The sequence below is a fragment of the Nonomuraea sp. B5E05 genome (assembly GCF_039880665.1).
GTDB lineage: Bacteria > Actinomycetota > Actinomycetes > Streptosporangiales > Streptosporangiaceae > Nonomuraea.
The window spans coordinates 247,814-269,586 of sequence record NZ_JBDPMJ010000005.1 but is presented as its reverse complement, the minus strand read 5'-3'; the positions used below and the strand labels follow the sequence as shown (position 1 = coordinate 269,586).

At 71.7% G+C, this 21,773-nt stretch carries 16 protein-coding genes; 9 read left to right on the top strand and 7 right to left on the bottom strand.

From position 1 onward, the window contains the following. The first annotated feature begins 166 nt into the window (after positions 1-166). The 3 genes from ABGB01_RS12230 to ABGB01_RS12220 all read left to right on the top strand — a co-directional run bounded on the left by ABGB01_RS12230 (position 167) and on the right by ABGB01_RS12220 (position 2,849). The gene (locus tag ABGB01_RS12230) at positions 167-1,411 is read left to right on the top strand and encodes a hypothetical protein (RefSeq protein ID WP_347773339.1); all 1,245 of its coding nucleotides are present in this window, start codon (positions 167-169) and stop codon (positions 1,409-1,411) included. A gap of 190 nt (positions 1,412-1,601) precedes the next feature. After that, a complete protein-coding gene (locus tag ABGB01_RS12225; protein ID WP_347773337.1) occupies positions 1,602-2,111 on the top strand; it encodes an AAA family ATPase in 510 nt (169 codons plus the stop codon). Between the two features lie 45 nt (positions 2,112-2,156). Continuing rightward, positions 2,157-2,849, top strand: a complete 693-nt coding sequence (locus ABGB01_RS12220; RefSeq protein ID WP_347773335.1) for a histidine phosphatase family protein — start codon at positions 2,157-2,159, stop codon at positions 2,847-2,849. A gap of 113 nt (positions 2,850-2,962) precedes the next feature. On the opposite strand, the gene ABGB01_RS12215 is transcribed toward ABGB01_RS12220, so the two are convergent. From ABGB01_RS12215 to ABGB01_RS12205, 3 genes are read right to left on the bottom strand one after another with little or no spacing between them, the layout of a single operon-like run. Continuing rightward, a complete protein-coding gene (locus ABGB01_RS12215) occupies positions 2,963-3,886 on the bottom strand; it encodes a carbohydrate ABC transporter permease (protein WP_347773333.1) in 924 nt (307 codons plus the stop codon). Next, positions 3,883-4,869: an ABC transporter permease subunit gene (locus tag ABGB01_RS12210; protein ID WP_347616587.1), complete on the bottom strand. Its 987-nt coding sequence runs from the start codon at positions 4,867-4,869 to the stop codon at positions 3,883-3,885. Before ABGB01_RS12210 ends, ABGB01_RS12215 begins: the two co-directional genes overlap by 4 nt. Before the next feature lie 25 nt (positions 4,870-4,894). Then, complete coding sequence (locus tag ABGB01_RS12205) at positions 4,895-6,535, bottom strand: extracellular solute-binding protein (RefSeq protein WP_347773330.1); 1,641 nt, start codon at positions 6,533-6,535, stop codon at positions 4,895-4,897. Between the two features lie 223 nt (positions 6,536-6,758). Between ABGB01_RS12205 and ABGB01_RS12200 the strand changes: the two genes are divergently transcribed. From ABGB01_RS12200 to ABGB01_RS12190, 3 genes are all read left to right on the top strand, one after another. Beyond that, complete coding sequence (locus ABGB01_RS12200) at positions 6,759-7,970, top strand: ROK family transcriptional regulator (RefSeq protein WP_347773328.1); 1,212 nt, start codon at positions 6,759-6,761, stop codon at positions 7,968-7,970. 98 nt (positions 7,971-8,068) lie between these two features. Beyond that, complete coding sequence (locus tag ABGB01_RS12195; protein ID WP_347773326.1) at positions 8,069-10,837, top strand: glycoside hydrolase family 3 C-terminal domain-containing protein; 2,769 nt, start codon at positions 8,069-8,071, stop codon at positions 10,835-10,837. Beyond that, complete coding sequence (locus tag ABGB01_RS12190; protein WP_347773324.1) at positions 10,834-11,838, top strand: LacI family DNA-binding transcriptional regulator; 1,005 nt, start codon at positions 10,834-10,836, stop codon at positions 11,836-11,838. Before ABGB01_RS12195 ends, ABGB01_RS12190 begins: the two co-directional genes overlap by 4 nt. A gap of 12 nt (positions 11,839-11,850) precedes the next feature. Here the strand turns inward: ABGB01_RS12190 and ABGB01_RS12185 are convergent, their stop codons facing one another. Further along, complete coding sequence (locus ABGB01_RS12185; RefSeq protein WP_347773322.1) at positions 11,851-12,426, bottom strand: DUF6506 family protein; 576 nt, start codon at positions 12,424-12,426, stop codon at positions 11,851-11,853. Positions 12,427-12,662: 236 nt separating this feature from the next. On the opposite strand from ABGB01_RS12185, the gene ABGB01_RS12180 reads away from it, so the two are divergent. From ABGB01_RS12180 to ABGB01_RS12170, 3 genes are all read left to right on the top strand, one after another. After that, positions 12,663-13,142, top strand: coding sequence for a GNAT family N-acetyltransferase (locus ABGB01_RS12180; protein ID WP_347773320.1), 480 nt, complete (start codon positions 12,663-12,665; stop codon positions 13,140-13,142). An 89-nt stretch (positions 13,143-13,231) separates the two neighbouring features. Then, positions 13,232-14,137 carry an RNA polymerase sigma factor SigJ gene (gene sigJ / locus ABGB01_RS12175; protein ID WP_347773318.1) on the top strand — a complete coding sequence of 302 codons (906 nt, stop codon included), beginning with the start codon at positions 13,232-13,234 and terminating at the stop codon, positions 14,135-14,137. Positions 14,138-14,210: 73 nt separating this feature from the next. Then, on the top strand, positions 14,211-15,338 hold the full coding sequence (locus ABGB01_RS12170) for an FAD-dependent oxidoreductase (RefSeq protein ID WP_347773316.1): 1,128 nt from the start codon (positions 14,211-14,213) through the stop codon (positions 15,336-15,338). An 80-nt stretch (positions 15,339-15,418) separates the two neighbouring features. Here the strand turns inward: ABGB01_RS12170 and ABGB01_RS12165 are convergent, their stop codons facing one another. The 3 genes from ABGB01_RS12165 to ABGB01_RS12155 all read right to left on the bottom strand — a co-directional run bounded on the left by ABGB01_RS12165 (position 15,419) and on the right by ABGB01_RS12155 (position 21,771). Continuing rightward, a complete protein-coding gene (locus ABGB01_RS12165) occupies positions 15,419-18,112 on the bottom strand; it encodes a cellulose binding domain-containing protein (protein ID WP_347773314.1) in 2,694 nt (897 codons plus the stop codon). Positions 18,113-18,306: 194 nt separating this feature from the next. Beyond that, positions 18,307-18,825: a hypothetical protein gene (locus ABGB01_RS12160; protein WP_347773312.1), complete on the bottom strand. Its 519-nt coding sequence runs from the start codon at positions 18,823-18,825 to the stop codon at positions 18,307-18,309. Positions 18,826-18,894: 69 nt separating this feature from the next. Beyond that, entirely contained in the window at positions 18,895-21,771 is a 2,877-nt protein-coding gene (locus tag ABGB01_RS12155) for a glycoside hydrolase family 3 C-terminal domain-containing protein (protein ID WP_347773310.1), read from the bottom strand. Between the last annotated feature and the right edge of the window lie 2 nt (positions 21,772-21,773).

Genomic DNA, 21,773 nt, shown 5'->3' with positions numbered 1-21,773 from the left:
CGACCGCCCGTTCGTCCTCATGGGCGAAGGAGGCTTGCTGCCAATGACCCATTCGCTGCGCCGAGCAGGGGCCGCGATCGCGGCTCTGATCGCCGGTCTAATCGTCGTTCTTGCGCTGTCCCCTGCCGCTCACGCGGCGGCCGCTCCACCTGACGCACAGTCAGTTGTGACCTTCTGGAAGGACAAGCAGGACCCGCTTTACGTCGAGTCGGGCTCGCCTCTGACGTCTGACCAGCAGAGTGAGATCCGTGACGCGCTGAAGGGGGCCGACACCAAGATCTACGCTGTGGCGCTGCCCGACGGCACGGTCGACGACTCCTCCGTCAAGGGCTACATGACCCAGCTCAACTCCGCGCTGACCGCGGCGGGCCGGCCGAGGGCCACCTTCGCGGTGCTCGACGGCATGACGCTGTTCGCCGCCTCCAGCGCCCTGCGCCAGCCTGGCCTGGCGGGCGAGCTGGCCAACCGCGCGGTCAGCTCCAACGAGGGCAACGTCGTCGACGGCATGAAAGACTTCGCCAACCGCGTCGACCTGGCCGCGCAGGGCAAGCGCTCCGCGCTCGACTCCGGCAGCCAGGCCAACCCCGGCGCCGGCGGCACCGCCGCGCTGATCGCCCTGGGCACGCTCGTGGTCGTCGGTGGCGGTGGCTACTTCCTCTACTCCAGCAACAAGAGGAAGAAGAAGGCCATCCAGGACGCGAAGGACCTCGCCGCGGTCAAGCAGACCGTCGACGAGGACGTCACCAAGCTGGGCGAGGAGATCACCGCTCTCGACACCGACGTGACGCTGTCCGGCGAGAGCGGCAAGCACATCGACGAGTGGCAGACGGCCCTCGACTCCTACGAGAAGGCCAAGACCCAGCTCGCCGCCGTGGAGCGCGCCGACCAGGTCCGCGAGGTCACCCAGACCCTCGAGGACGGCCGCTACGCGCTGGCCGTGGTGAAGGCCAAGGTCAACAACGACCCCGTGCCCGAGCGGCGCGCGCCCTGCTTCTTCAACCCGCAGCACGGCCCGTCGGCCCGTGACGTGCGCTGGGCCCCGCCCGGCGGCGCGGTGCGCGACGTGCCCGCCTGCAAGATGGACGCCGAGGCCGTGGAGCGCGGCTTCGACCCGCAGATGCGCGAGGTCATGGTCGACGGCCAGCGCCGCCCCTACTACGACGCGGGCCCGGCCTACCAGCCCTACGCCTACGGCTACTACGGCGGCTTCGGCGACATCATGACCGGCATGTTCATCGGCACCATGATGGGCAGCATGCTCGGCGGCGGCTTCGGCGGCTGGGGCGGCGGCTACGACGCCGGCGCCGGTGACCTCGGCGGCGACTTCGGCGGCGACGCCGGCGGCGGCTGGGGCGACTTCGGTGGCGGCGGCGACTTCGGCGGCGGAGATTTCGGCGGCGGCGACTGGTGACGCCACACCACCGACAGTTCTAGTTCGGCAGGAGGAGCGCTCCCCCGCGAGGCCCGGCACACGGGCTCCCGCGGGGGAGCGCTCCGTTTTCCCGCGGAACCCACGGCCGCCGGACGCCCGGCCGCGCAGGCCGTGGGCAGGCGTTCGGGCGGCGGCGTGAAGGGGGGTCCCGTCTGGCAGCATGAGGGGCATGCTCATCGTCATGGGCGGCCTGCCCGCGACCGGGAAGACGACGCTCGCCCGCCTCCTGGCCCGACGCATGGGCGCGGTTCACCTGCGGATCGACACCATCGAGCAGGCGATCGTGCGCTCGGGCCTGGCCCGCCCGCCGCTCGGGCCCGTCGGCTACTTCGTCGGCTACGCCCTGGCCGAGGAGCATCTCGGCCAGGGGCTGACCGTGATCGCGGAGTCGGTCAATCCGCTCCTCGTCACCCGTGACGCCTGGCGCACCGTCGGGGTCGCGGCGGGCGTACCGGTGGCCGAGGTGGAGGTGGTCTGCTCCGACCGCGCCGAGCACCGCGACCGCGTGACCTCACGTTCGGTCGACATCTCCGACCTGCGGCTCCCCGAGTGGCAGGAGGTGGTGGAGCGCGAGTACGAGCCGTGGCACCGGGAGCGCATCATCGTCGACACGGCCGGCCAGACGCCGGAGGAGTCCCTCGCCACCCTCGTCCACCACCTCGACCGGGCAGGCCCGTAGCGCACCCTGGGGGACCCGGCGCAGTGTTCGGTTAGGCTCCCGGCCATGAGCGATCACGTGCGCCTGCTCTGCATGCGCCACGCGGAGTCGGAGAACGTCACCGCCCGAGCCGCCGGCGCCCTCCCCCACGCCCGCCTGACGCCGACGGGACACGAGCAGGCGGCGGAGGCGGCGCGACGGCTGGCCGGCGAGAGCATCACGCACGTGTACGCCAGCACCGCGGTCCGCGCCCGGCAGACCGCCGAGATCATCGGGCACGCGCTCGGCCTCGACGGCGTCGTGCCCCTGGAAGGCCTGACCGAGATGCACGCCGGCCGGCTGGAGGGCTCCGCCGACCCGGCGGTCCGCGTACGCGTGCTCGAGACGCTGCGTTCGTGGATCGTGGACGGCGACCTGGACGCGGCGGCCGGCGACGGCGAGGACGGGCACGCGGTCACGGCCCGCACCGTCGCCGCCCTCACGTCGATCGCCGCGGCGCACCCCGGTGCGACGGTGGCCGTGGTCGGTCACGTCGCGAGCCTGACGGCCGGGCTCAACGCCCTGTGCGGGCTGGGCGCGCGGGTGTGGGGGGGCGCCGCTGCCGCACGCGGTGCCGTTCCTCGTGCAGTGGGACGGGCGGTCATGGCGATGCGAGGCATGGCCGGGCTGAATTCGAGCGCGAGGGGTTCTCGCCAAAGTTCCAGTTCGTCGACGGGGCCTGGAGGGACCACGAGCGCTGGGCCATCACCGCGGAGATGACGGGTCAGGACCGCAGCAGCTCGTACGCCACGTAGGCGGCGACGCGCTGGTCCCGGCGGCGCCCGCGACCACGCTGTTCACGATGGTGTGCGTGAACGGGTGCTACCCCCGGTTCAGCCCTTGATGGCCCCCACGATGACGCCCTTGGTGAAGTGGCGCTGCACCAGCGGGTAGATGATCAGGGCGGGCACCACGGCGATCACCACGATGGCCATCTTGATCGCCAGCGTCGGCGGGGCGTCGCCCGTCACCCCCGCCGTGGCGCTGGGCAGCGGGTTGGAGTCGACGACGTACTGCCGCAGGATGAGCGCGAGCGGCCACTTGCGAGTGTCGTCGATGTAGAGCATCGCGTTGAACCAGGCGTTCCAGTAGCCGACCGCGTAGAACATCGCGACGACCGCCGTGACCGCCCTGGACATGGGCAGGACGATCCGCCACAGGATGCGGAACTCGCCCGCCCCGTCGATGCGCGCGCTGTCGAGGATCTCGCCGGGGATGTTCATGAAGAACGAGCGGAGCACGACCACGTTGAACGCCGAGACGGCCGTCGGCAGGATCAGCGACCAGTAGCTGTCCTTCAGCCCGAGCCCGCTCACCATCAGGTAGACGGGGATGATGCCGGGGAAGAACACGAACATCAGCAGCACGCTGAACAACAACGGCCGGTGCAGGAACGAGCCGGGCCGCGACAGCGAGTACGCCCCCAGTACGCTCACCCCGGTGCTGATGAGCGTGCCGGCGACGGTCACGCCGGTGCTGACGAGCACGGCCCTGCTGACCACGGTGTCGGAGAAGATCTGCCGGTACGCCTCGAACGTGATGCCGTCGGGCACCAGCACGAGCCCGCCGACCCGGTTGACGGTGGCCGACGAGCTGAGGCTGGTCAGCACGATCGTGTAGAGCGGGCCGAGCACGGCCAGGACGATCAGGGTCACCAGCGTGCCCTTGCCGAGCCGGGCGGCCGGCGAGGGCCGCTCCTCCCAGGGCGCCAGCCCGGCGGGCGCGCCCCTGCGGCGTCTGGACGTCAGCACTGTCATGATCGTGAATACACTCCTCGCTCGCCGAGCGCGTGCGCCACCCGGTTGGCCGCCAGGATGAGCAGCAGGCCCACCAGGCCCTTGAACAGCCCGGCCGCGGCGCCGTACCCGAGGTCGCCGGTGCGCAGGCCCGACCAGTAGACGAACGTGTCGAACACTTCGGACGCCTCGCTGCCGACGGCGCTGCGCTGCAGCATGAACTGCTCGAATCCGACGTTGAGCGCGTCGCCCAGCCGCAGGATGAGCAGCAGCACGATGACCGGCCGCAGTCCCGGCAGGGTGATGTGCCACATGCGCCGCCACCGGCGGGCGCCGTCCACGGCGGCGGCCTCGTACAGGTTGGGGTCGATGGTGCTGAGCGCGGCCAGGAAGATGATCGCGCCCCAGCCGGCGTCCTTCCAGATCGTCTGCGAGGTGATGAGCAGGATGAACGTGTCGGAGTTGGTCATCCAGTCGACGGCCTCGCGCCCGTTGTCCCGCAGGATCTGCGCCAGCAGCCCGGCGCCGCCGAACATCTGCTGGAAGATGGCCACGACCAGCACCCAGGAGAAGAAGTACGGCATGTAGACCACGCCCTGCACGAACGCCCTCAGCCGGGCCGAGACGATGCTGTTGAGCAGCAGCGCCAGCATGATCGGCACGGGGAAGTAGAAGACGAGCTGGAAGGCGGTGATCGACAGGGTGTTCAAGATGGCGCGCAGGAACTGCGGGTCCTGGAAGAGCAGCGCGAAGTTGGTGAAGCCGATGATCGGGCTGCCGGTGATGCCGCCGGTGTAGGGGTTGTAGTCCTGGAACGCGATGACGTTGCCGAGCGCGGGGATCCACCAGAAGGCCAGGACGACCAGCAACATCGGCAGGTTCATCACCAGCAGCGGCCAGTCCCTGCGCGCCTTGGCCCGCCAGGACAGCCGGTGCGGCGGTGCCGCGTGACCCGGTCGGCGGGCGCCGCGCCGGACGGGCCGCTTGGCCGTCATCGTGCCCATGGGAGGTCCTTCGCGCCCATGGCCGTCACAGCCTGCCGTTCTCGCGGGCGACCTTCATGTAGAACTCGCGCGCCTCGTTGCCACCCTGGTCCTGCCACTCCTTGACGATCTTGGGCCATTCGGAGAGCGGCCGCTTGCCGCGGAAGACCTCGTTCATCTTGTCCTCGGTGGGCGTCGCCAGGCCCGCCATCTTGGAGGGGGTCTCCACCCGGATCCCCACGAACGGGTCGTTGTCGAGGATCGCTGCGGCCTTCGTCTGCCAGTCGTGCTGGGCCTGGACCAGGCCGTCGTACTGGCTCATGGAGTTGGCCGGCGGGCGGCCCGACAGGAACATGTACGTGGGCGCGATCTCCTTGCGCCCGAGCGCGGTCTGCTTGACCTTGCCGTCCTTGACGTCGTAGTGCTCGCCCTCGACGCCGTTGTTGACCAGCTCGTACTCCTGCGTGCCGAACGGCCCCGAGCACCAGTTGGCCAGCGCGAGCAGCTCGCGGGTGCGGGCGTCGCCGAGGCCCTTCCTGATGAAGCAGAACATGCCGGCCGGCTCGTTCCGCCACATGATCGTCTTGCCGCCGGGTTTGGCCGGGTAGGGGGCGACGGCCTGCATGTCGAACGTGGGGTTGTCGGGCAGGAACCGGCCGAGGCTCTCGTGCCAGGCCCCGGGTCCGTCACGGTAGATGATCATCTGCCCGCTGCCGAAGATGCCTTTGTTGTCGGCGTCCTTGTTCGCGACGATGTCGGGGTGCACGTAGCCGGCCTCGAAGAGCTTGACCATGAACTCGACCGACGCGGCGAACTCGGGGGTCTCGTACTTGTACTCGAGCGTGCCGTCGCTCTTCTTGCGCCACTCGCGCGGCGCGCCGAAGGCCCGCTGCATCTCCTGCTCCATGCCGCCGCCGAACGCCCAGCGCTTCTTCTTGGCGTCGGTGATGGCCTTGCCGAGCGTGACCAGGTCGTCGCCGCTCCTGGGCTGTTCCAGTCCCAGCTCCTCCAGGATGTCCTGGCGCACGAAGGTGGCGAACGGGAAGGGCTCGTTCTGCCAGGGGATGCCCTGCAGGACGCCGCCGAAGACGCCGTACTGCCAGGCCGCGGTGTCGTAGTTGGCCAGCAGCGGGAACTCCTTGGCCTTGTCGCCGGCCAGGTAGGGGGACAGGTCGACGAAGAGCTTGTTGGCCGCTTCCGTGAACCGCGCGATCGTGATGATCTCCCAGCCCGGGATCTGGATCATCTCCGGCACGTCGCCACTGGCCAGCAGGGTGCTGACCTTCTGCCCGTAGGTGTTGCCGTCGGAGATGTTGAAGCGCACGGTCCCGCCGAGGCGTTCGTTGACGGCGTCGTAGTAGGAGTTGTCGCCCAGGCCCGGCGGCACCGTGCCCCAGAGCGGCGTCATCGCGGTCACCTCTTTGCCGCTGGTCAGCGGCTTGGTGGTGACGGCCTGGACCATGGTGGTGGGGCGGGTCAGGAAGCCGGGCGCGACGAACTCGCTGCCGGGCAGGTCGGGCTTGAGCCCGGGGATCTCGAACGGGATGCGGGTCGGCACCAGGCTCTTGAGCTTGTCGGCCGCCACGGCGGTGCCCTTGGAGGTGGCTTTCTTCTCGGCGCAGCCCGCTACCAGAACACTCGCTCCGACCAGGCCGAGAAACCCGCGGCGCGTTGTGGTGGTTGGCATGGCTCGCTCCCTTCTCCGAGTGAGGGATGGGCCTCAGAATTAGTTGGTATTTCAGCCAAACAAATTAGTAGACTGTCAGCATAGGCCACAAGGATCGGGACGGTCACAGGTTGGCACTGATGGGAAACGTGCTACGCGGCGGCGCCTCTCGCGAGCGGGTTCCTCGTTAGGGAAGGGAGCCTGCGATGCGGCATGCTGGGGTCATCTGGGAACGGGGCTGATATTGATCACTTCTACGACCGGCCCTCAGCCGGCCGACTTCGCCGACGTGCGCGCCACCAACCTCGCGGTCGTGCTGCGCTTCGTCCGCGAGCACGCGCCGTGCTCGCGGGCCGACATCGCGGCCTCCACCGGGCTGAACAAGGCGACGGTGTCGAGCCTCGTCGCCGACCTCATCGACCGGCGGCTCGTACGCGAGACGGGCCTGACGGAGAACCGGGTCGGCAGGCCGGCCACGATGCTCGTGCTCGACGGCTCCCCCTACGCGGCCATCGGGGTCGAGATCAACGTCGACCACGTGTCGGCCGTGGCCACCGGCCTGGCGGGCGAGCGGCTGCTGACATGGCGGCGCGGGTTTTCCGGAGGCGGCTCGGTCAACCAGGGCATGGCCGGCGTCGGAGCGATCATCAGGCGCGTGGTCGGCCGCATGGCCAAGGAGGAACGCCAGGTGCTGGGCCTGGCCGTGGCCGTGCCGGGCCTGGTCGACGTGCAGGGCACCGCGCGCATCGCGCCCAACCTGGGCTGGCGCGACGCCGACATCGGCGGCGACCTGGCCAAGGCGCTGCGCGACCCCGGCTTCCCCATCCAGGTCGACAACGACGCCAACCTCGCCGCGCTGGCCGAGCAGCGCTTCGGCGCGCACGCCGGGGCCTCCGACCTGGTCTATCTCACCGGCGAGATCGGCGTGGGGGCGGGCATCATCCTCGACGGGCGGCTGCGCAGGGGGCGCCTCGGCTACAGCGGCGAGATCGGCCACGTGCAACTCGATCCCGACGGCCCCGCGTGCCCCTGCGGGCGGCGCGGCTGCCTGGAGGTCATGGCGGGCATCGGCGCCGTGCTGCGCAAGGACGTGTCTCCCGCCGAGGTGCAGATGGAGATCGAGGAGGCGGTGCGGCTCGCCCGCGCCGGCGACCCCGGCACCCTGGCCACGCTCGACGCGGTGGGCAGGAGCCTCGGCAAGGGCGTGTCCATCCTGGCGAACCTCCTCAACCCCGAGGTGGTGGTCCTGGGAGGCTACTACGTGCCGCTGGCGCCCTGGCTGCTGCCGGCGGTGCACGGCGAGATGGGCGAGCGCGTCATCGCCGTCGAGGGCGGCGGATGCCAGGTCGTGGCCTCGACGCTGGGTCACGACGCGGCGGCGCTCGGGGGCGCGGCGCGGGTGCTCGACTCCATCGATTCGGGAAGATTGCCCGGAGGATTGTCGCGAATCCCTTGACCTTGGTCACCGGGACGTGCACCCTTCAGTCAACCCACCGAAATGTCCGCGTAACTTCGCCAGGCCGGTCGTCGAAGCGCTTCGACACTCTCCGAGGGATGACCATGCAACAACCCTTCCGCGACCCAGCGCTCCCCCTCTCCGCCCGGATCGACGACCTGATGCGCAGGCTCACCCTCGAGGAGAAGACGGGCCTGCTCCACCAGTACCAGGCCCCGGTCGAACGGCTGGGTGTCGGGGCGTTCCGCACCGGCACCGAGGCGCTGCACGGCCTGGCCTGGCTCGGCCCGGCCACCGTGTTCCCCCAGGCCGTCGGGCTGGCCTCGACCTGGGACCTCGACCTCGTCCGCAGGGTGGGCGAGGCGGTCGGCGACGAGGTGCTGGCCTTCCACCACAAGGATCCGGCCGGCGCGGGGCTCAACGTGTGGGCCCCCGTGGTCAACCCGCTGCGCGATCCCCGGTGGGGGCGGAACGAGGAGGGCTATTCCGAGGACCCGTGGCTGACCGGCGTCACGGCCACGGCGTTCGCGCTCGGGCTACGTGGGAGCGCTCCCGAAACGTTGAAGACCGCGCCCACCCTCAAGCACTTCCTCGCCTACAACAACGAAACCGACCGCTGCACGACCTCCAGCAGCCTGCCGCCCCGGGTGCTGCACGAGTACGAGCTGCCCGCCTTCCGGCCCGCCATCGAGCAGGGCGCCGCGGTGGCCGTCATGCCGTCGTACAACCTGGTCAACGGGCGTCCCGCGCATCTCAGCCCGCTGATCGGGCAGGTGCTGCGGGCCTGGGCGCCAGGCGACCTGCTGGTGGTCAGCGACGCGTACGCGCCGGGCAACCTCACCGCGCTGCAGGGCTACCACGACACGCCGCCCGAGGCGTACGCGCACGCGGTCAAGGCCGGGATCGACAGCTTCACCCAGGACGACGACCGCGCGGAAGCCACCCTCGGGCACCTGCGCGAGGCGCTGCGGCTCGGCCTGCTCACGGAGGAGGACGTCGACGGCGCCGTACGCCACGCGCTGTCGATCCGGTTCCGGCTCGGCGAGTTCGACCCCGCGACGCCGTACGACGGCATCACCGACAACGTGGTCAACTGTCCCGGGCACCAGGCGCTGGCCAGGGAGGCGGCGCGGCGCTCGTTCGTGCTGCTGCGCAACGACGGCCTGCTCCCGCTGGACGGGACCGGCACGGTCGCGGTGATCGGCCAGCTCGGCGACGCGCTCATGGAGGACTGGTACAGCGGCACCCTCCCCTACGCCGTCACCGCGCGCGCCGGGCTGGCCGAGCGCTGCCGGACGGTGTTCTGCGAGGCCGTGGACCGGGTGACGCTGACCGCCGAGGCCGGGCCCGTGGCCGCCGACCCCGCCGGCGGGCCGCTCAGTGTGGGCGGTCCAGAGGCGAGCGGGTTCGACCTGTTCGACTGGGGTGGCGGCGCCTACGCGCTGCGGGCGGTGGCGACCGGGCGGTTCGTGTCGGTGGACGGCCAGACGCTGGTCAACGACCAGCCGGGGCCGAACGGGTGGGAGGTGCGCCAGACGTTCCGCATGGAGGAGCGCCCGCGCGGCACCCTCGCCCTGCGCCACATCTCGACCGGCTGCTACGTCGGAGCGGGAGCCGACGGCGTGCTGCGCCTGGTCGACGACGCCGACCAGGCCGTCTGGCTGGCCATGGACGTCGTCAGGAGCGGCGCGGAGGAGGCCGCGAGGCTCGCCGCCGGCGCGGACGTCGCCGTCGTCGTGGTCGGCGACCACCCCCTCGTCAACGGCAGGGAGACCGAGGACCGCATGACCCTGGCGCTCGCCCCCGCCCAGGACGCCGTGGTGCGGGCCGTGCGCGCGGCGAACCCCCGCACCGTCATGGTCGTCACCAGCGGCTACCCGCTCACCTGGACCGACGGCGACGTGCCGGCCGTGGTGTGGTCGGCCCACGGCGGCCAGGAGTACGGACACGCCCTGGCCGACGTGCTCTTCGGCGACGCCGACCCGGAGGGCCGCCTCACCCAGACGTGGTACCGCTCGGAGCAGGAGCTGCCCGACCTGCTCGACTACGACATCATCGCCTCCGACGCCACCTACCAGTATTTCCGCGGGGTGCCGCTGCACCCGTTCGGCCACGGCCTCAGCTACACCACGTTCGGCTACGCCGACCTGCGCGTGCGCCTCGACGGTGACGTGCTGCGCGCGGAGGTCACGGTCACCAACACGGGCGCGCGGCCCGGCGTCGAGGTGGTGCAGTTCTACACCCACCAGCAGCGCTCCCGCGTCAAGCAGCCGCTGCGCCGCCTGCGCGGCTTCGACAAGGCGCACCTCGCGCCCGGCGAGAGCCGTACGGTCAGGCTGGCGCTGCCCGTCTCCGAGCTGGCCTTCTGGGACGTGACCAGGAGCAGGTTCGTCGTGGAGCACGCGCCGCACCGGCTCATGGTCGGCCGCAGCGCCACCGACCTGCGCCTGAGCGCCCCCTTCGAGGTCGAGGGCGAGACCATCCCGCCCCAGTCGGGGCTGCTGCGCGCGGTCTGCCACGACGAGTACGACGCGATCACGTTCGTGGACGAGACGAAGGAGGACGGCGACGCCGTGCGGTCCGACGCGGAGGGCGCCTGGATCCTGTTCCGGCAGGTCGATCTGGCCGGCAGCGTGTCCTGCGTGGCGACGGCGGGCAGCGCGGAAGGCGGCATGATCACCATCCGCCGCGACGACCCGCTCTACGGCCCTGCCCTGGCCACGCTTCCCGTGCCGCGGACCGGCCGCTACGCCTACCACGCCGTCACGGCTCCCCTTGCGGACGCGGACGGCGTGCACGATCTTTATGTCGTGTTCGAGAACGACGGGGTGAGGCTGTCCCGGCTCGACTTCGGAGCCGGGGCTTGAGCGGGCGCGCGGTCACGATCTCCGAGGTCGCCAAGCACGCGGGCGTGGCTGTCAGCACGGTCTCCTACGTGCTCAGCGGCAAGCGGACGATCTCGGCCGACACCAGGCGGCGGGTGCTCGACAGCATCAACGCCCTCGGCTACCACCCGAACGCCGGGGCCCGCGCCCTGGCCAGCCGGCGCTCCAATGTGATCGCGCTGGTGCTGCCGTTGCGGGCCGGCATGCACGTGCCCGTCCTCATGCGCTTCGCCAGCGCGGTCGTCACCGCCGCCCGCCGCTTCGACCACGACGTGCTGCTGCTGACCGCCGACGAGGGCACCGCCGGCATCCGGCGGGTGGCGGCCAGCGCGCTGGTGGACGCGCTCGTCCTCATGGACGTCGAGCTGGACGACCGCCGGGTGCCGCTGCTGCGCGAGCTGGCCGAGCCGAGCGTGCTCATCGGATTCCCCGCCGAACCCGCCGGGCTGACGTGCGTGGACCTCGACTTCGCCGCGGCCGGCGCGCGCTGCGTCGAGCACCTGGCCGAGCGCGGCCACGACGAGATCGCCCTGCTGGGGGCGCCGTCCGTGGTCTACGAGCGGGGCACCGGCTTCGCCCGGCGCACCCGGGAGGGGTTCGTGGAGGCGGTGGACGCCCACGGCCTCAAGGGGGTGGCGCTCGCCTGCGAGGAGACGTTCGACGAGGTGTACGAGACCGTCCGCGACCTGCTCCTCGACCAGCCCGGCCTGTCGGGGCTGGTCGTGCACAACGAGGCCGCGGTCGGGCACGTGCTCGCGGCGCTGCGCCAGCTGGACCGGCGGGTGCCGCACGACGTGGCCGTGGTGGCGATCTGCCCCGACGACGTGGCCGAGCGCGCCAGCCCGCCGCTGACCTCGGTGCTGATCCCGGCGGAGGAGGTGGGCAGGGAGGCCGTCCGCCTGGTCATGGACAAGCTGGAGGGCCGCGTGGTGCCCGACTCCACCCTGCTCACCCCGCAACTCGCCGTCCGCGCCAGCACCTGAGCCCGCGTCCTGTCAGCGTCCGTGGGCGATGACGCCGACGGGGAGCGCGGCGGGGTCCACGGCGCGGATGACCGGCTCGGCCGCGTACGGCCCCGGCGTTCCGAAGAGCTCGATCAGGTGCAGGTCGGCCGCCATCTTGCCGGCGACCTCGGCGGCGGCAGCGGCGTCCGGCACCCCGACCACGGTGGTGCTGCCGCCGCCGTCCTTGTCGAGCACGACCCGGTCGGCCTCGGGGTCCGCCCCTTCGTGCACGATGATGAACGCCTCGGACAACGCCTCACCGGCCTCGTACCTGGCCTTGAAGGACGCCACGCCGGTCAGCGACTCGAAACCGTAGTAGATCGCCCCCACCGGCGCCCTCCCGCCGGAGGCTCTGACGGCCTCCGCGTGCCAGAGGGCGCCGAAGCCGCCGCAGAGCTCGACCTGGTCCACCCCCTCCCCCACCAGACCGGTCACCAGCTCCGCCATCTGGGCGGGGTCCCCGACGGCGCGCACGCGGGTGCGTCCGCTCGCGTTCTGGATCACCAGCACGTCGGTTTCCGGGTCGGCGCCGGTCTCCTCGTAAATGACCACTCTGTCCTTCGGCATGGCACTGCTCCTTCTTCTTACGGTCCCTCCACCCTGCTACCTCAACCACAGTTCAGGTCAACCCCGCCGACAACACCATCCGCCACACCGGCTAACCTGGCTCGCGAACGGTCGGCACCCGGACGAGGAGGTTGATGAATATGGCCCGCCACGGCCTTCGTCAGCATGCCCTTGACCGGGTCGCGCGAGCGTAGCGCCCGCGGCCCGGTCGTCCCACCGACGACCAGGAGTGTCGCGTGTCTTCCAGCACCATTCTGACCACTGACCGGCTCGTGCTGCGCCCATGGGCCACCGGCGAGATCGCCGCCGTCCTCGGCGGCGAGCGGCTTGAGCACTGGGCGGACGACTTCCCCGCCGAGGGCGACCGCGTGATCGCCGGCATCCTCGCCGAACAACCCGAACTGCTCGGCGACCACGGCCATCGCGTGATCGCCGAACGCGAGAGCGGCCGGGTGGTCGGCTCCATCGGCCTGTTCTGGCCGCCCGCCGAAGGCGCCATCGAGATCGGGTACGGCGTCGTGCCCTCCCGGCGTGGCCGCGGCTACGCGTCGGAGGCCACCCGGGCCCTCGTCGCGCACGCCCTGACCGCGCCGGAGGTGCACGCCGTGACCGCCACCGCCGAGCTGTCCAACCCCGCCTCCATCCGCGTGCTAGAGAAGGCGGGGCTGCGGTGGTGGAGCGCCGACGGCGAGACCGTGCGCTACCGCACCGCCTGACCGCCTCGTCGACCGGCCCGGGCAGGTGCCGTAGGCCTGCGGCTCGCCCGCTCGGGACGGCGACCGGGTGACGTCCTAGCATCGGGTGCGTGGAGGTTCCCGGCGCGGAGGAGCGGCACCCGGCGCCCGTGGCCGTGTTCGAGGAGCAGCGGCCGCGGCTGTTCGCGCTGGCCTACCGCCTGCTCGGCTCGGCCGCCGAGGCCGAGGACATGGTCCAGGAGGCGTACGTCCGCTGGAGCCAGGCCGGGCCGGTCGAGGTGCCCGCGGCCTGGCTGACCAGGGTGGTCACCAACCTGTGCCTGAGCCGGCTCGGCTCGGCGTGGCGGCGGCGGGAGAGCTACGTGGGGCCGTGGCTGCCGGAGCCGGTGCTGACCGGCGACGGCGCCCTCGGGCCGCTGGAGACCGTCGAGCAGCGCGAGTCGGTGTCCCTGGGCGTGCTCATCCTGCTGGAGCGGCTGACCCCGGTGGAGCGGGCGGTGTTCGTGCTGAGGGAGGCGTTCGGGCACGGCCACGCCGAGGTCGCCGGCATCCTCGGCATCACCGAGGCGCACTCCCGCCAGCTGCACCGCCGGGCCAGGGCGCACGTCGGCGAGCCGCGCAAACGGTTCGAGAGCGACCGCGAGCACCATCGCCGGATCGTGCGGGGGTTCCTGCGGGCGACGCTCGCCGGCGATGTGGCGGCGCTGGAGCAACTGCTCGCCGACGACGTGGTGGCCTGGACCGACGGCGGCGGCACCGCGACCGCCGCCCGACGCCCGGTGTACGGGCGGGCGAGGGTGCTGCGTTACCTGCGCGGGCTCGCCGACCGGCCGGAGGCGGCCGGGATCGCCTGGGACATCGTGGACGTCAACGCCGAGCCCGCCGTGGTCGTGCGCGAGGCCGGCGGCGGCCTGCTCGCGGTCTTCGCCGTGGAGGTCGCGGACGGGCGGGTCGCCGCGGTCAGGACCATCGTGAGCCCGGCCAAGCTCGCCTTCGCCGCCACGCAGCTGATGTGAGCACCGTCACAGGCCAGGTGTGTCACGAACGGCCCGGCTCGCCGGTTCATGTGGGGACTCGATCGGAGGAACCATGACGAACCACATCGTGGTGCTGGGAGCCGGATACGCCGGGCTGGGGGCGGCCAAACGCGCCGCCCGCCGGCTGCGCTCGACGGGCGTACGGGTGACGCTGGTCAACGCGGCCGACCGGTTCGTCGAGCGGGTGCGGCTGCACCAGCTCGCGGCCGGGCAGCGGCTGCCCGACCTGCCGCTGGCCGGCCTGCTCGACGGCACCGGCGTCGGGCTGGTGGTGGCCCAGGTGACCGGTCTCGACCTTCAGGCGCGGACGGTCCAGCTGGACGGGCCACCGTACACGCTGAGCTATGACGTGCTGGTCTACGCCCTCGGCAGCGCCGCCGACCTGGACGCCGTGCCGGGGGTGCGCGAGCACGCGTACCCGATCGCGACGGCGGGCGACGCCGTACGGCTGCGGGCCCGGCTGGCTGGGCCGGGACCGGTGACCGTGGTGGGCGGCGGGCTCACCGGGATCGAGACGGCGGCCGAGCTCGCCGAGACCCGCCCAGGGCTGCGGGTCGAGCTGCTCTGCGCCGGCCCCGTCGCCCCTGGCCTGTCCGTACGGGGCCGCCGCCACGTCCTCCGGGCCTTCGCCCGCCTGGGCGTCGTGGTCCGCGAGCACGAACCCGTCGCCAAGGTCGGCCCCGACGGCGTCCTGCTGGAGAGCGGCGACGAGCTGCCCGCGCGGACGGTGGTGTGGGCGGGCGGGTTCCGCGTCTCCCCGCTGGCCGCCGCGTCGGGGCTGCGCACCGACGCGGAGGGCCGCATGGTCGTCGACCGGTCGCTGCGCTCGGTGTCGCATCCCGAGGTGTTCGGCATCGGCGACGCGGCGGCGCCGACCGGTGAGCGGCCCGGCGAGCGGTCGCGGATGTCGTGCCAGACCGGGCTGCCCATGGGCCTGTGCACGGGCGACGCCGTGGCCGGCCTGGTGGCCGGGCGTGAGCCCGGGCCGGCCAGGTTCCGCCACGTCTGGCGCAACGTCAGCCTGGGCCGCCGCGACGGCGTCACCCAGTTCACCCGCGCCGACGACAGCCCGCTGGACGTCGTGCTCACCGGCCGTGCCTCCGCCGCGTTCAAGGAGAGCATCATCCGCGGCACCGTCCAGGCCATGCGCCATCCCGGCCCCTACCGCCCCTGGGCCTGACCGGCCGGTGCTCGTCCAGCCCGGGGTGATCGCGGTGCCGGGGACGACCCGCGGGAGCCGCCTCCCGCGGGTCACCGGGGTCAGGACGGGGTGCAGGTGAGGGTGGCGGGTGGGGTGTGGGTGGGGCCGGAGCTGCCGTTGAAGCCGAACGACGCGGTCCCGTTCGGTGACAGGTTGCCGTTGTAGCCGGCGTTCCCGACGCTCACGCCGGCGCCCGTCTGGGTGACGGTGCCGTTCCAGAGCTGGGTGATCTTCTCGTCACCGGCCCATGTCCAGGTGACCGTCCAGCCGTTGATCGCGGATGCGCTGGTGTTCTTGACCGTCACCTCCGCCTGGAAGCCGCCCGGCCACTGGTTGCCCGCCTTGTACGTGGCCGTGCAGCCCCCGCCCGCCGTGGGCGTGACGGTCGGGGTCACCGTGGGCGTGACGGTCGGGGTGACCGTGGGCGTGACGGTCGGGGTGACCGTGGGCGTGACGGTCGGGGTGACGGTGACGGGCGGGCCCGTGCGGTCGCCGTAGATGATGCCGCGGCCGTTGGTGCCGAGGTAGACGCGGCCGTAGACGCGCGGGTCGCCGGTGAGGGCCTCGCCCATGTTGCCCCACTGGTGCTCGTCGTCGTTGATCCTGAGCCAGCTCGCTCCGGCGTCGTCCGAGCGGTACAGGCCGGTGACGCCGTCGAGGGTGGCCACGGCGAAGACCGCCATGTACGTCCCGCCGGGCGCGGCCTTGCCGAAGCCGACGTTCACCGACTTGGTGATGCCGGGCGCCTTGGAGAAGGACGCCCCGCCGTTGGTGGAGCGCCACAGGCCGCCGTCGCCGGCCAGCCACAGGTCGCCCTGGCGGCCGGGCACCGCCTTGAACTTGCCGCCCGCCGGCAGGCCGGTCGCGGCGGTGGCGGCGAACGTGGCGCCGCCGTCGGTGCTGCGGTAGAGGCGACCGCCGCTCAGGCCGTAGAACGTCATCGGGTCGACCCGGTCGGACTCGACGACCGCGTCCGTGGGCAGGCCTGAGGCGGACTGCCAGGAGTTGCCGTAGCCGGCCGAGTAGACCGGCGCCACGCCCTTGGGCGCCCAGACGAAGCGGGAGCCGTCGGCCGCCGCCGCGACCGTGCCGCCCTCGTTGACGCCGCCCGGCTCGGTGCCCTGGAACCAGTTGGCGCCGCCGTCCGTGGAGAAGGCCACGTGGCTGTCGTTCGGCCGGTCGGCGTCGGTGAAGTTGCCGGCCCGCACCATGACCGACGGGTTCCGTTCGGCGTAGTCGAGGCTGGTGGTGGAGGTGAACGTCGGCGAGGTGAACATCATCGGCGGCACGGCGTCGAGGTCGGTGTGGCGGAAGCCGGCGATGTCGCCCAGGCCGCTGATCAGGGGCGCGCCGCTCGGCGGGCTGATCAGGTCGAGCACGGCCGTCTCCTCCAGGCCCCTCGCCATGGGCTTGATCGTGAACTGCCCGCCCGCGTCCCAGCGGGTGAGGTTCTCGGTGCCGTAGATGGTGGCGCCGGTGCCGTACATCATCCTGTCGGAGTCGAACGGGTCGATCTCCAGCGACTCGGTCATCCAGCCGAGCTTCGGCGCGGTCTCGGGGGGCTGCGGGTTACCGCCGAACGTCAGCCACGGGTTCTCCGAGATGTCCATCGTGTAGCGGAAGCTGCGGTTCGGGTACGACGTCCAGTCCCACACGCGGGTCCAGGTGGCGCCGGAGTCCGTGGACCGGAAGAAGATCACATCGGGCCACCAGGAGATCTGGGTGGCCACCATGATCGTGGACGGGTTCTGCCGGTCGATGGTGAGCCCGCTGTAGCCGAAGTAGTCGTCCTCGCTGGAGGACGGGACGGGGCTGATCCGGGTCCAGGCGCCCGTCTCGGTGGTGTAACGCCACACGTCGCCCTTGGCCCCGTCGTACGGCCCGCCGGTGTCGCTCGTGGCGATGTACAGGTAGCCGTTCTCCGTGTCGAGCACGCCCTTGTGCGGCAGGTAGCCGGTGGGCTGGCCGGCGACGCGCTGCCAGGTGGCGCCTGCGTCCGTGGTGCGGTAGACGCTGTTGTCCTTGTCGGCGACGCCCACGTAGATGGTCCTGGTGGCGCTGCCCTCGGCGGACGAGCGCGGGTCGTAGGTCACCCAGAGCACGCCGGGCTCGTGGCTGAGGTAGCCGTTGGGGTCGTTCGGATCCTGGGCGTAGTTGCCGGGGTTGGGGAAGCTCGTCACCTCCGACCAGGTCGCGCCGTGGTCGGTGCTGCGCCACAACCCGTTGCCGTTGGGGGCGCCGAAGTAGAGCACGCTGTTGTCGTTGGGGTCGACGGACAGCGCCTCGCCCATGCCGCGGCCGGGCATGTTGCCGCCGAGCTTGAACGGCAGCGGCGTGACCTGCCAGCTGCCGCCCCTGTCGGCCGAGCGCAGGATGGCTCCGTTGTTGGGGTCCCAGCTGTTGGTGTACATGCCGACGGCGGCGTACACGCGGTCGGTGTCGACGGGGTCGGTGGCCAGGCTGATCACGCCGTTGTAGCCCCACTTGTCCCAGCCCACCCAGTCGAGCAAGGGGGTCCACGACCTGGTGGACTGGTTCCAGCGGTAGGCCCCGCCGATGTCGGTGCGGGCGTAGATGAGGTTGCGCTCCGACGGGTTGAAGATGATGCCGGGGACGAAGCCGCCGCCGTCGATCCTGACGTTCTTGTACGCGTACGGATCCGAGGCGACGGCCGACACCGGTGACATCCGCACGACCGCCGCCACGAGCAGGACGACGGCGGTCGCGAGCATGACGAACAGTCTTCTTCGCATGCGCGGCTCTTCCTTTCCGGGCACGCCGGCAGGCGCCCCGAGGGCTTCAGATGACCCGCCATGCACGAGCAGAGTGCAGGACCCTGACCGTCGCCGCGCCTTCGCGCATGAGCTCACCAGAAGGCTCACACACGCCCGAGCCGATGGTCAATAGTTTGGATGCACAACGAATTAAGTCCGGCCGGCACCCCTGGTCACCGGCTGTACGCCGCCCGCCCGCGGCCGAACGATCCGGCGAGCCTGCGCAGAGCCGCCGGGCGGCCCGCGGCCCAGAGCGCGATCCCGATGTAGAGCACCTGCTCCGGGATCCGCTGCCACAGCGGCGAGGCCTCCCCGCCGGCGAACGGCACGTCGGCGAGGGCCGCGTGGACGTTGGCCGGCAGCATGGCCACGAAGAGCAGCGCGAGGCAGACCCCCGCGGCCTCGCGGGTGCCGGCGAGCACGAGCCCGGCGGCCCCGGCCAGCTCCAGCACGCCGGTCAGGTAGACCATCAGCGCGGGGAACGGCACGAACGGCGGCATCATGGCCACCAGGTCGGCGTGGTTCGGCATGACGGTCACGCCGGCCGGCACGAAGTGCGCGCTGGCGGTCATGACCAGCATGACGGCCAGGCCGTGGGCCGCACTGACCCGCCACGTGGCGAACCGCCGCACCCCCAGCGCCCCCAGCAGCCGGAACACCAGCGTGCCGACCAGCAACACGATCACAGTCATATGCGTCCTCCTTTGGATAGCGCTACTATCGCACAAGATGGATAATAGCGCTATCCAATAAGGAGGCGCCTACCCGGTCAACGCGAAGTCCCTGATCCGCAGGTCACCCCTGAACACGAGGTAGAGGTCGCCCTTGCCCGCCCTGAGCGAGGCGCTCGCCGTACCCCACTGGTAGATCCCGCCCGTGGCGGGCACCTGCGCGGTCGCGAGCAGCCGGCCCTTCGGCGAGCCCGACCGCACCTCGACGGCCCCGCCGCTCACCGACGCGACCCCGGCCGTGAACCGGGAGCCGTACGACGCGCGGGTGAAGGAGATCCAGTCGCCCTCCGAACCCGCCACGACCTCGCCGGCCGCCTTCGTCTCGTCCGCGAACGTCACGCCCCGGTAGTCGTCGAAGTCCATCGCCCGCGTGGTCCTGGCCAGGTCGCGCACGGGAATGGTCTCGCCCCGCACGCGCAGGGTCGCGCGCCCGCGAATCCGGTCGGACGAGGAGCCGACGAGCACGTCATGAGTGGCCTCCTCCACGGCCCACCTGGAGCGGGTGTGGTCCCAGACGGCCAGGTCCGACCGCTTCAGCGTGAAGGTCACCGTACGCGACTCCCCCGGGTCCAGCGTGACCCGCTGGAAGCCGCGCAACTGCTTGACCGGCTGCGCGAAGCGGGAGCGGCGCTGGTGGGTGTAGAGCTGGACCACCTCGTCGCCCCTGACGTCCCCGGTGTTGGTGACCTTGACGCTCACCTGGTCGCCGCGCACCTTGAGGCCCTGGTAACCGAACGACGTGTAACTCAGCCCGTGCCCGAAGGCGTAGAGCGGCCTGTCCTTCCCGTAGAGGTACGTCATGCCGGTCTTGGTCAGGTCATAGTCCAGGATGTCCGGCAGGTCGTCCGACGCCGGCCAGGTCTGGGTGAGCCGGCCGGCCGGGTTGACGTCGCCGAACAGCACGTCGGCGACGGCGTGGCCGGTCTCCGAGCCGGCGTGCGTGGTCCACAGCAGGGTCGGCGCGTCCACGATGACGGGGTAGCCGGTCTCCAGCACGACGACCGTCCTCGGGTTGGCCTCGCGCACGGCCTGGATCAGCCGCCGCTGCCCCTCGCCGAGCCGCAGGCCGTCGCGGTCGCGGAACTCGCGCCCCGCCACGAACGGGTGGCTGCCGACCACCACGACCGCCACCTCGGCCTCCGCCGCCCGCGCGGCGGCCTCGGCGACGCCGTCGGAGACGACCTCCTTGCCGAACTTCGCCGCCTGCGCCCTGGGCGCCAGGCCGAGCGTGCCGTCGGCGGCGACGCTCACATACGGGTCGGGCAGCGCGTACCAGCTCTCGACGGTCTCGAAGCCGGCGTACCTGATCAGGTAGGCGCCGTCGGGCTGCCGCTCCAGCGCGAACTGCTGGGAGACGTACCAGCCGTCGGGGTCGGCGTCGTCGGTGTCGAGCGAGCGCCAGTCGCCGCCGAGCAGCCGGCCGTTGCCCGCGTTGCGCAGCGTGGACACGCCGTCCGTCCAGTCGGTCAGGTCCCACTGCGAGGCGGCCGTGGGCGCGGTGTCGGCGAGCGCCGCGTTGTCGTCGGGGCCCGTGCCGGTGGCGGTGACGTATCTGCCGGATGCGAGGTGCTTGAGCGCGACGCGCTCCAGACCCTGGCTGGTCGTGACGTCCCCGACCCGCTCCTTGATCCCGTCGAGCGGCGACACCTGGTAGGGCGCCTGCCCGGAGTACCAGTCCCTGTACACCCTCCCGGCCAGCGGCCCCACCACGGCCGCCGACTTCGGGGCCGCCAGCGGCAACACGCCGGAGTTCCGCAGCAGCACCGCGGCCTTGCCCGCGGTCTCGCGGTTGAGCTCGCGGTGGGCGGCGCTGTCGATCACTTCCTCGGTGATCTTCTTGTACGGCCCGCCGTCCGGGTCGAAGTGCCCCAGCCGGGTCCTGATCGACAGGACGTTCCGCACCGCCCTGTCCACATCGGTCTCGGTGATGAGGCCCTGGTCGAGCGCCGCCGTGAGGTGCTGGACCATCGGCCCACCGTCGCTGCCGTCGATCGTGTAGCTGTCGAGCCCGGCCTTGAGCACCGCGGCGAACGCCTCTGGCTTGGTGTCGTAGTACTTCTCCAGGTCCGTGAGCGCGTGCGGCCCCCAGGCGTCGCTGACGTTGTAGAGCGTCCTGTCCGTCCACGACCTGACCACCGTGTCCAGGTCGGGGTTGACGTGGTTGGGCCGCCCGTTGACCAGGTTGTACGACGCCATCACACCGGTCGCGGCGTCGGCCGAGACGGCGGCCTTGAACGCCGGCTCGTAGTACTCGTGCTTGAGCTTCGGCGTCAGGTTGGAGGAGGTGAGGCTCCGGTCGGTCTCGTTGTTGTAGGCCAGGTAGTGCTTCAGCACGGGCGCGGTCTTCAGGTAGAAGGGGTCGTCGCCCTGCAGGCCCTTGCCGTAGGCGGTGGAGATCGCGCCGGTCAGCAGCGGGTCCTCGGAATAGCCCTCCTCGTTCCGGCCGGAGCGCGGGTCGCGCAGCAGGTCGACCACGGGCGCCCAGACCTGCAGACCCCACAACACCGGATCGACGGCGTTGTGGCCGCGCACCTCGTCACCGACCGCCGAGCCGACCCTTCTGATCAGCTCCGGGTCCCAGGTGCTGGCCAGCCCGACCGCCTGCGGGAAGACCGTCCCGGCGGCGAACTTCTGGTTCCAGCCGTCGTCGCGGTGGTTGGACCAGGCGACGCCGTGCAGCGCCTCGGTGCCGTTCTTGTGATAGCCGATGCCGAGCCGCGGGATCGGCGGCTGCGACTGGTGCAGCAGGCCGAGCTTCTCCCGCAGCGTGAGCCGGCCGAGCAGGTCCTCGACCCGCTGCTCCAGCGGCAGGCCGGGATCCTGGAACGGATGGCCGGCCGCCTGTACGGGCGGTGCGGCGAGCATCGAGGCCGCCAGGGCGAGGGTGGCCAATAACGGGATTCGCATGG

Bases quoted from the DNA above. Each gene is read 5' to 3' on its own strand.
- ABGB01_RS12225 (WP_347773337.1), top strand. From the start codon at position 1,602: ATGCTCATCGTCATGGGCGGCCTGCCCGCGACCGGGAAGACGACGCTC.
- ABGB01_RS12220 (WP_347773335.1), top strand. From the start codon at position 2,157: ATGAGCGATCACGTGCGCCTGCTCTGCATGCGCCACGCGGAGTCGGAG.
- ABGB01_RS12215 (WP_347773333.1), bottom strand. From the start codon at position 3,886: ATGACAGTGCTGACGTCCAGACGCCGCAGGGGCGCGCCCGCCGGGCTG.
- ABGB01_RS12210 (WP_347616587.1), bottom strand. From the start codon at position 4,869: ATGGGCACGATGACGGCCAAGCGGCCCGTCCGGCGCGGCGCCCGCCGA.
- ABGB01_RS12205 (WP_347773330.1), bottom strand. From the start codon at position 6,535: ATGCCAACCACCACAACGCGCCGCGGGTTTCTCGGCCTGGTCGGAGCG.
- ABGB01_RS12195 (WP_347773326.1), top strand. From the start codon at position 8,069: ATGACCATGCAACAACCCTTCCGCGACCCAGCGCTCCCCCTCTCCGCC.
- ABGB01_RS12185 (WP_347773322.1), bottom strand. From the start codon at position 12,426: ATGCCGAAGGACAGAGTGGTCATTTACGAGGAGACCGGCGCCGACCCG.
- ABGB01_RS12170 (WP_347773316.1), top strand. From the start codon at position 14,211: ATGACGAACCACATCGTGGTGCTGGGAGCCGGATACGCCGGGCTGGGG.
- ABGB01_RS12165 (WP_347773314.1), bottom strand. From the start codon at position 18,112: ATGCGAAGAAGACTGTTCGTCATGCTCGCGACCGCCGTCGTCCTGCTC.
- ABGB01_RS12160 (WP_347773312.1), bottom strand. From the start codon at position 18,825: ATGACTGTGATCGTGTTGCTGGTCGGCACGCTGGTGTTCCGGCTGCTG.
- ABGB01_RS12155 (WP_347773310.1), bottom strand. From the start codon at position 21,771: ATGCGAATCCCGTTATTGGCCACCCTCGCCCTGGCGGCCTCGATGCTC.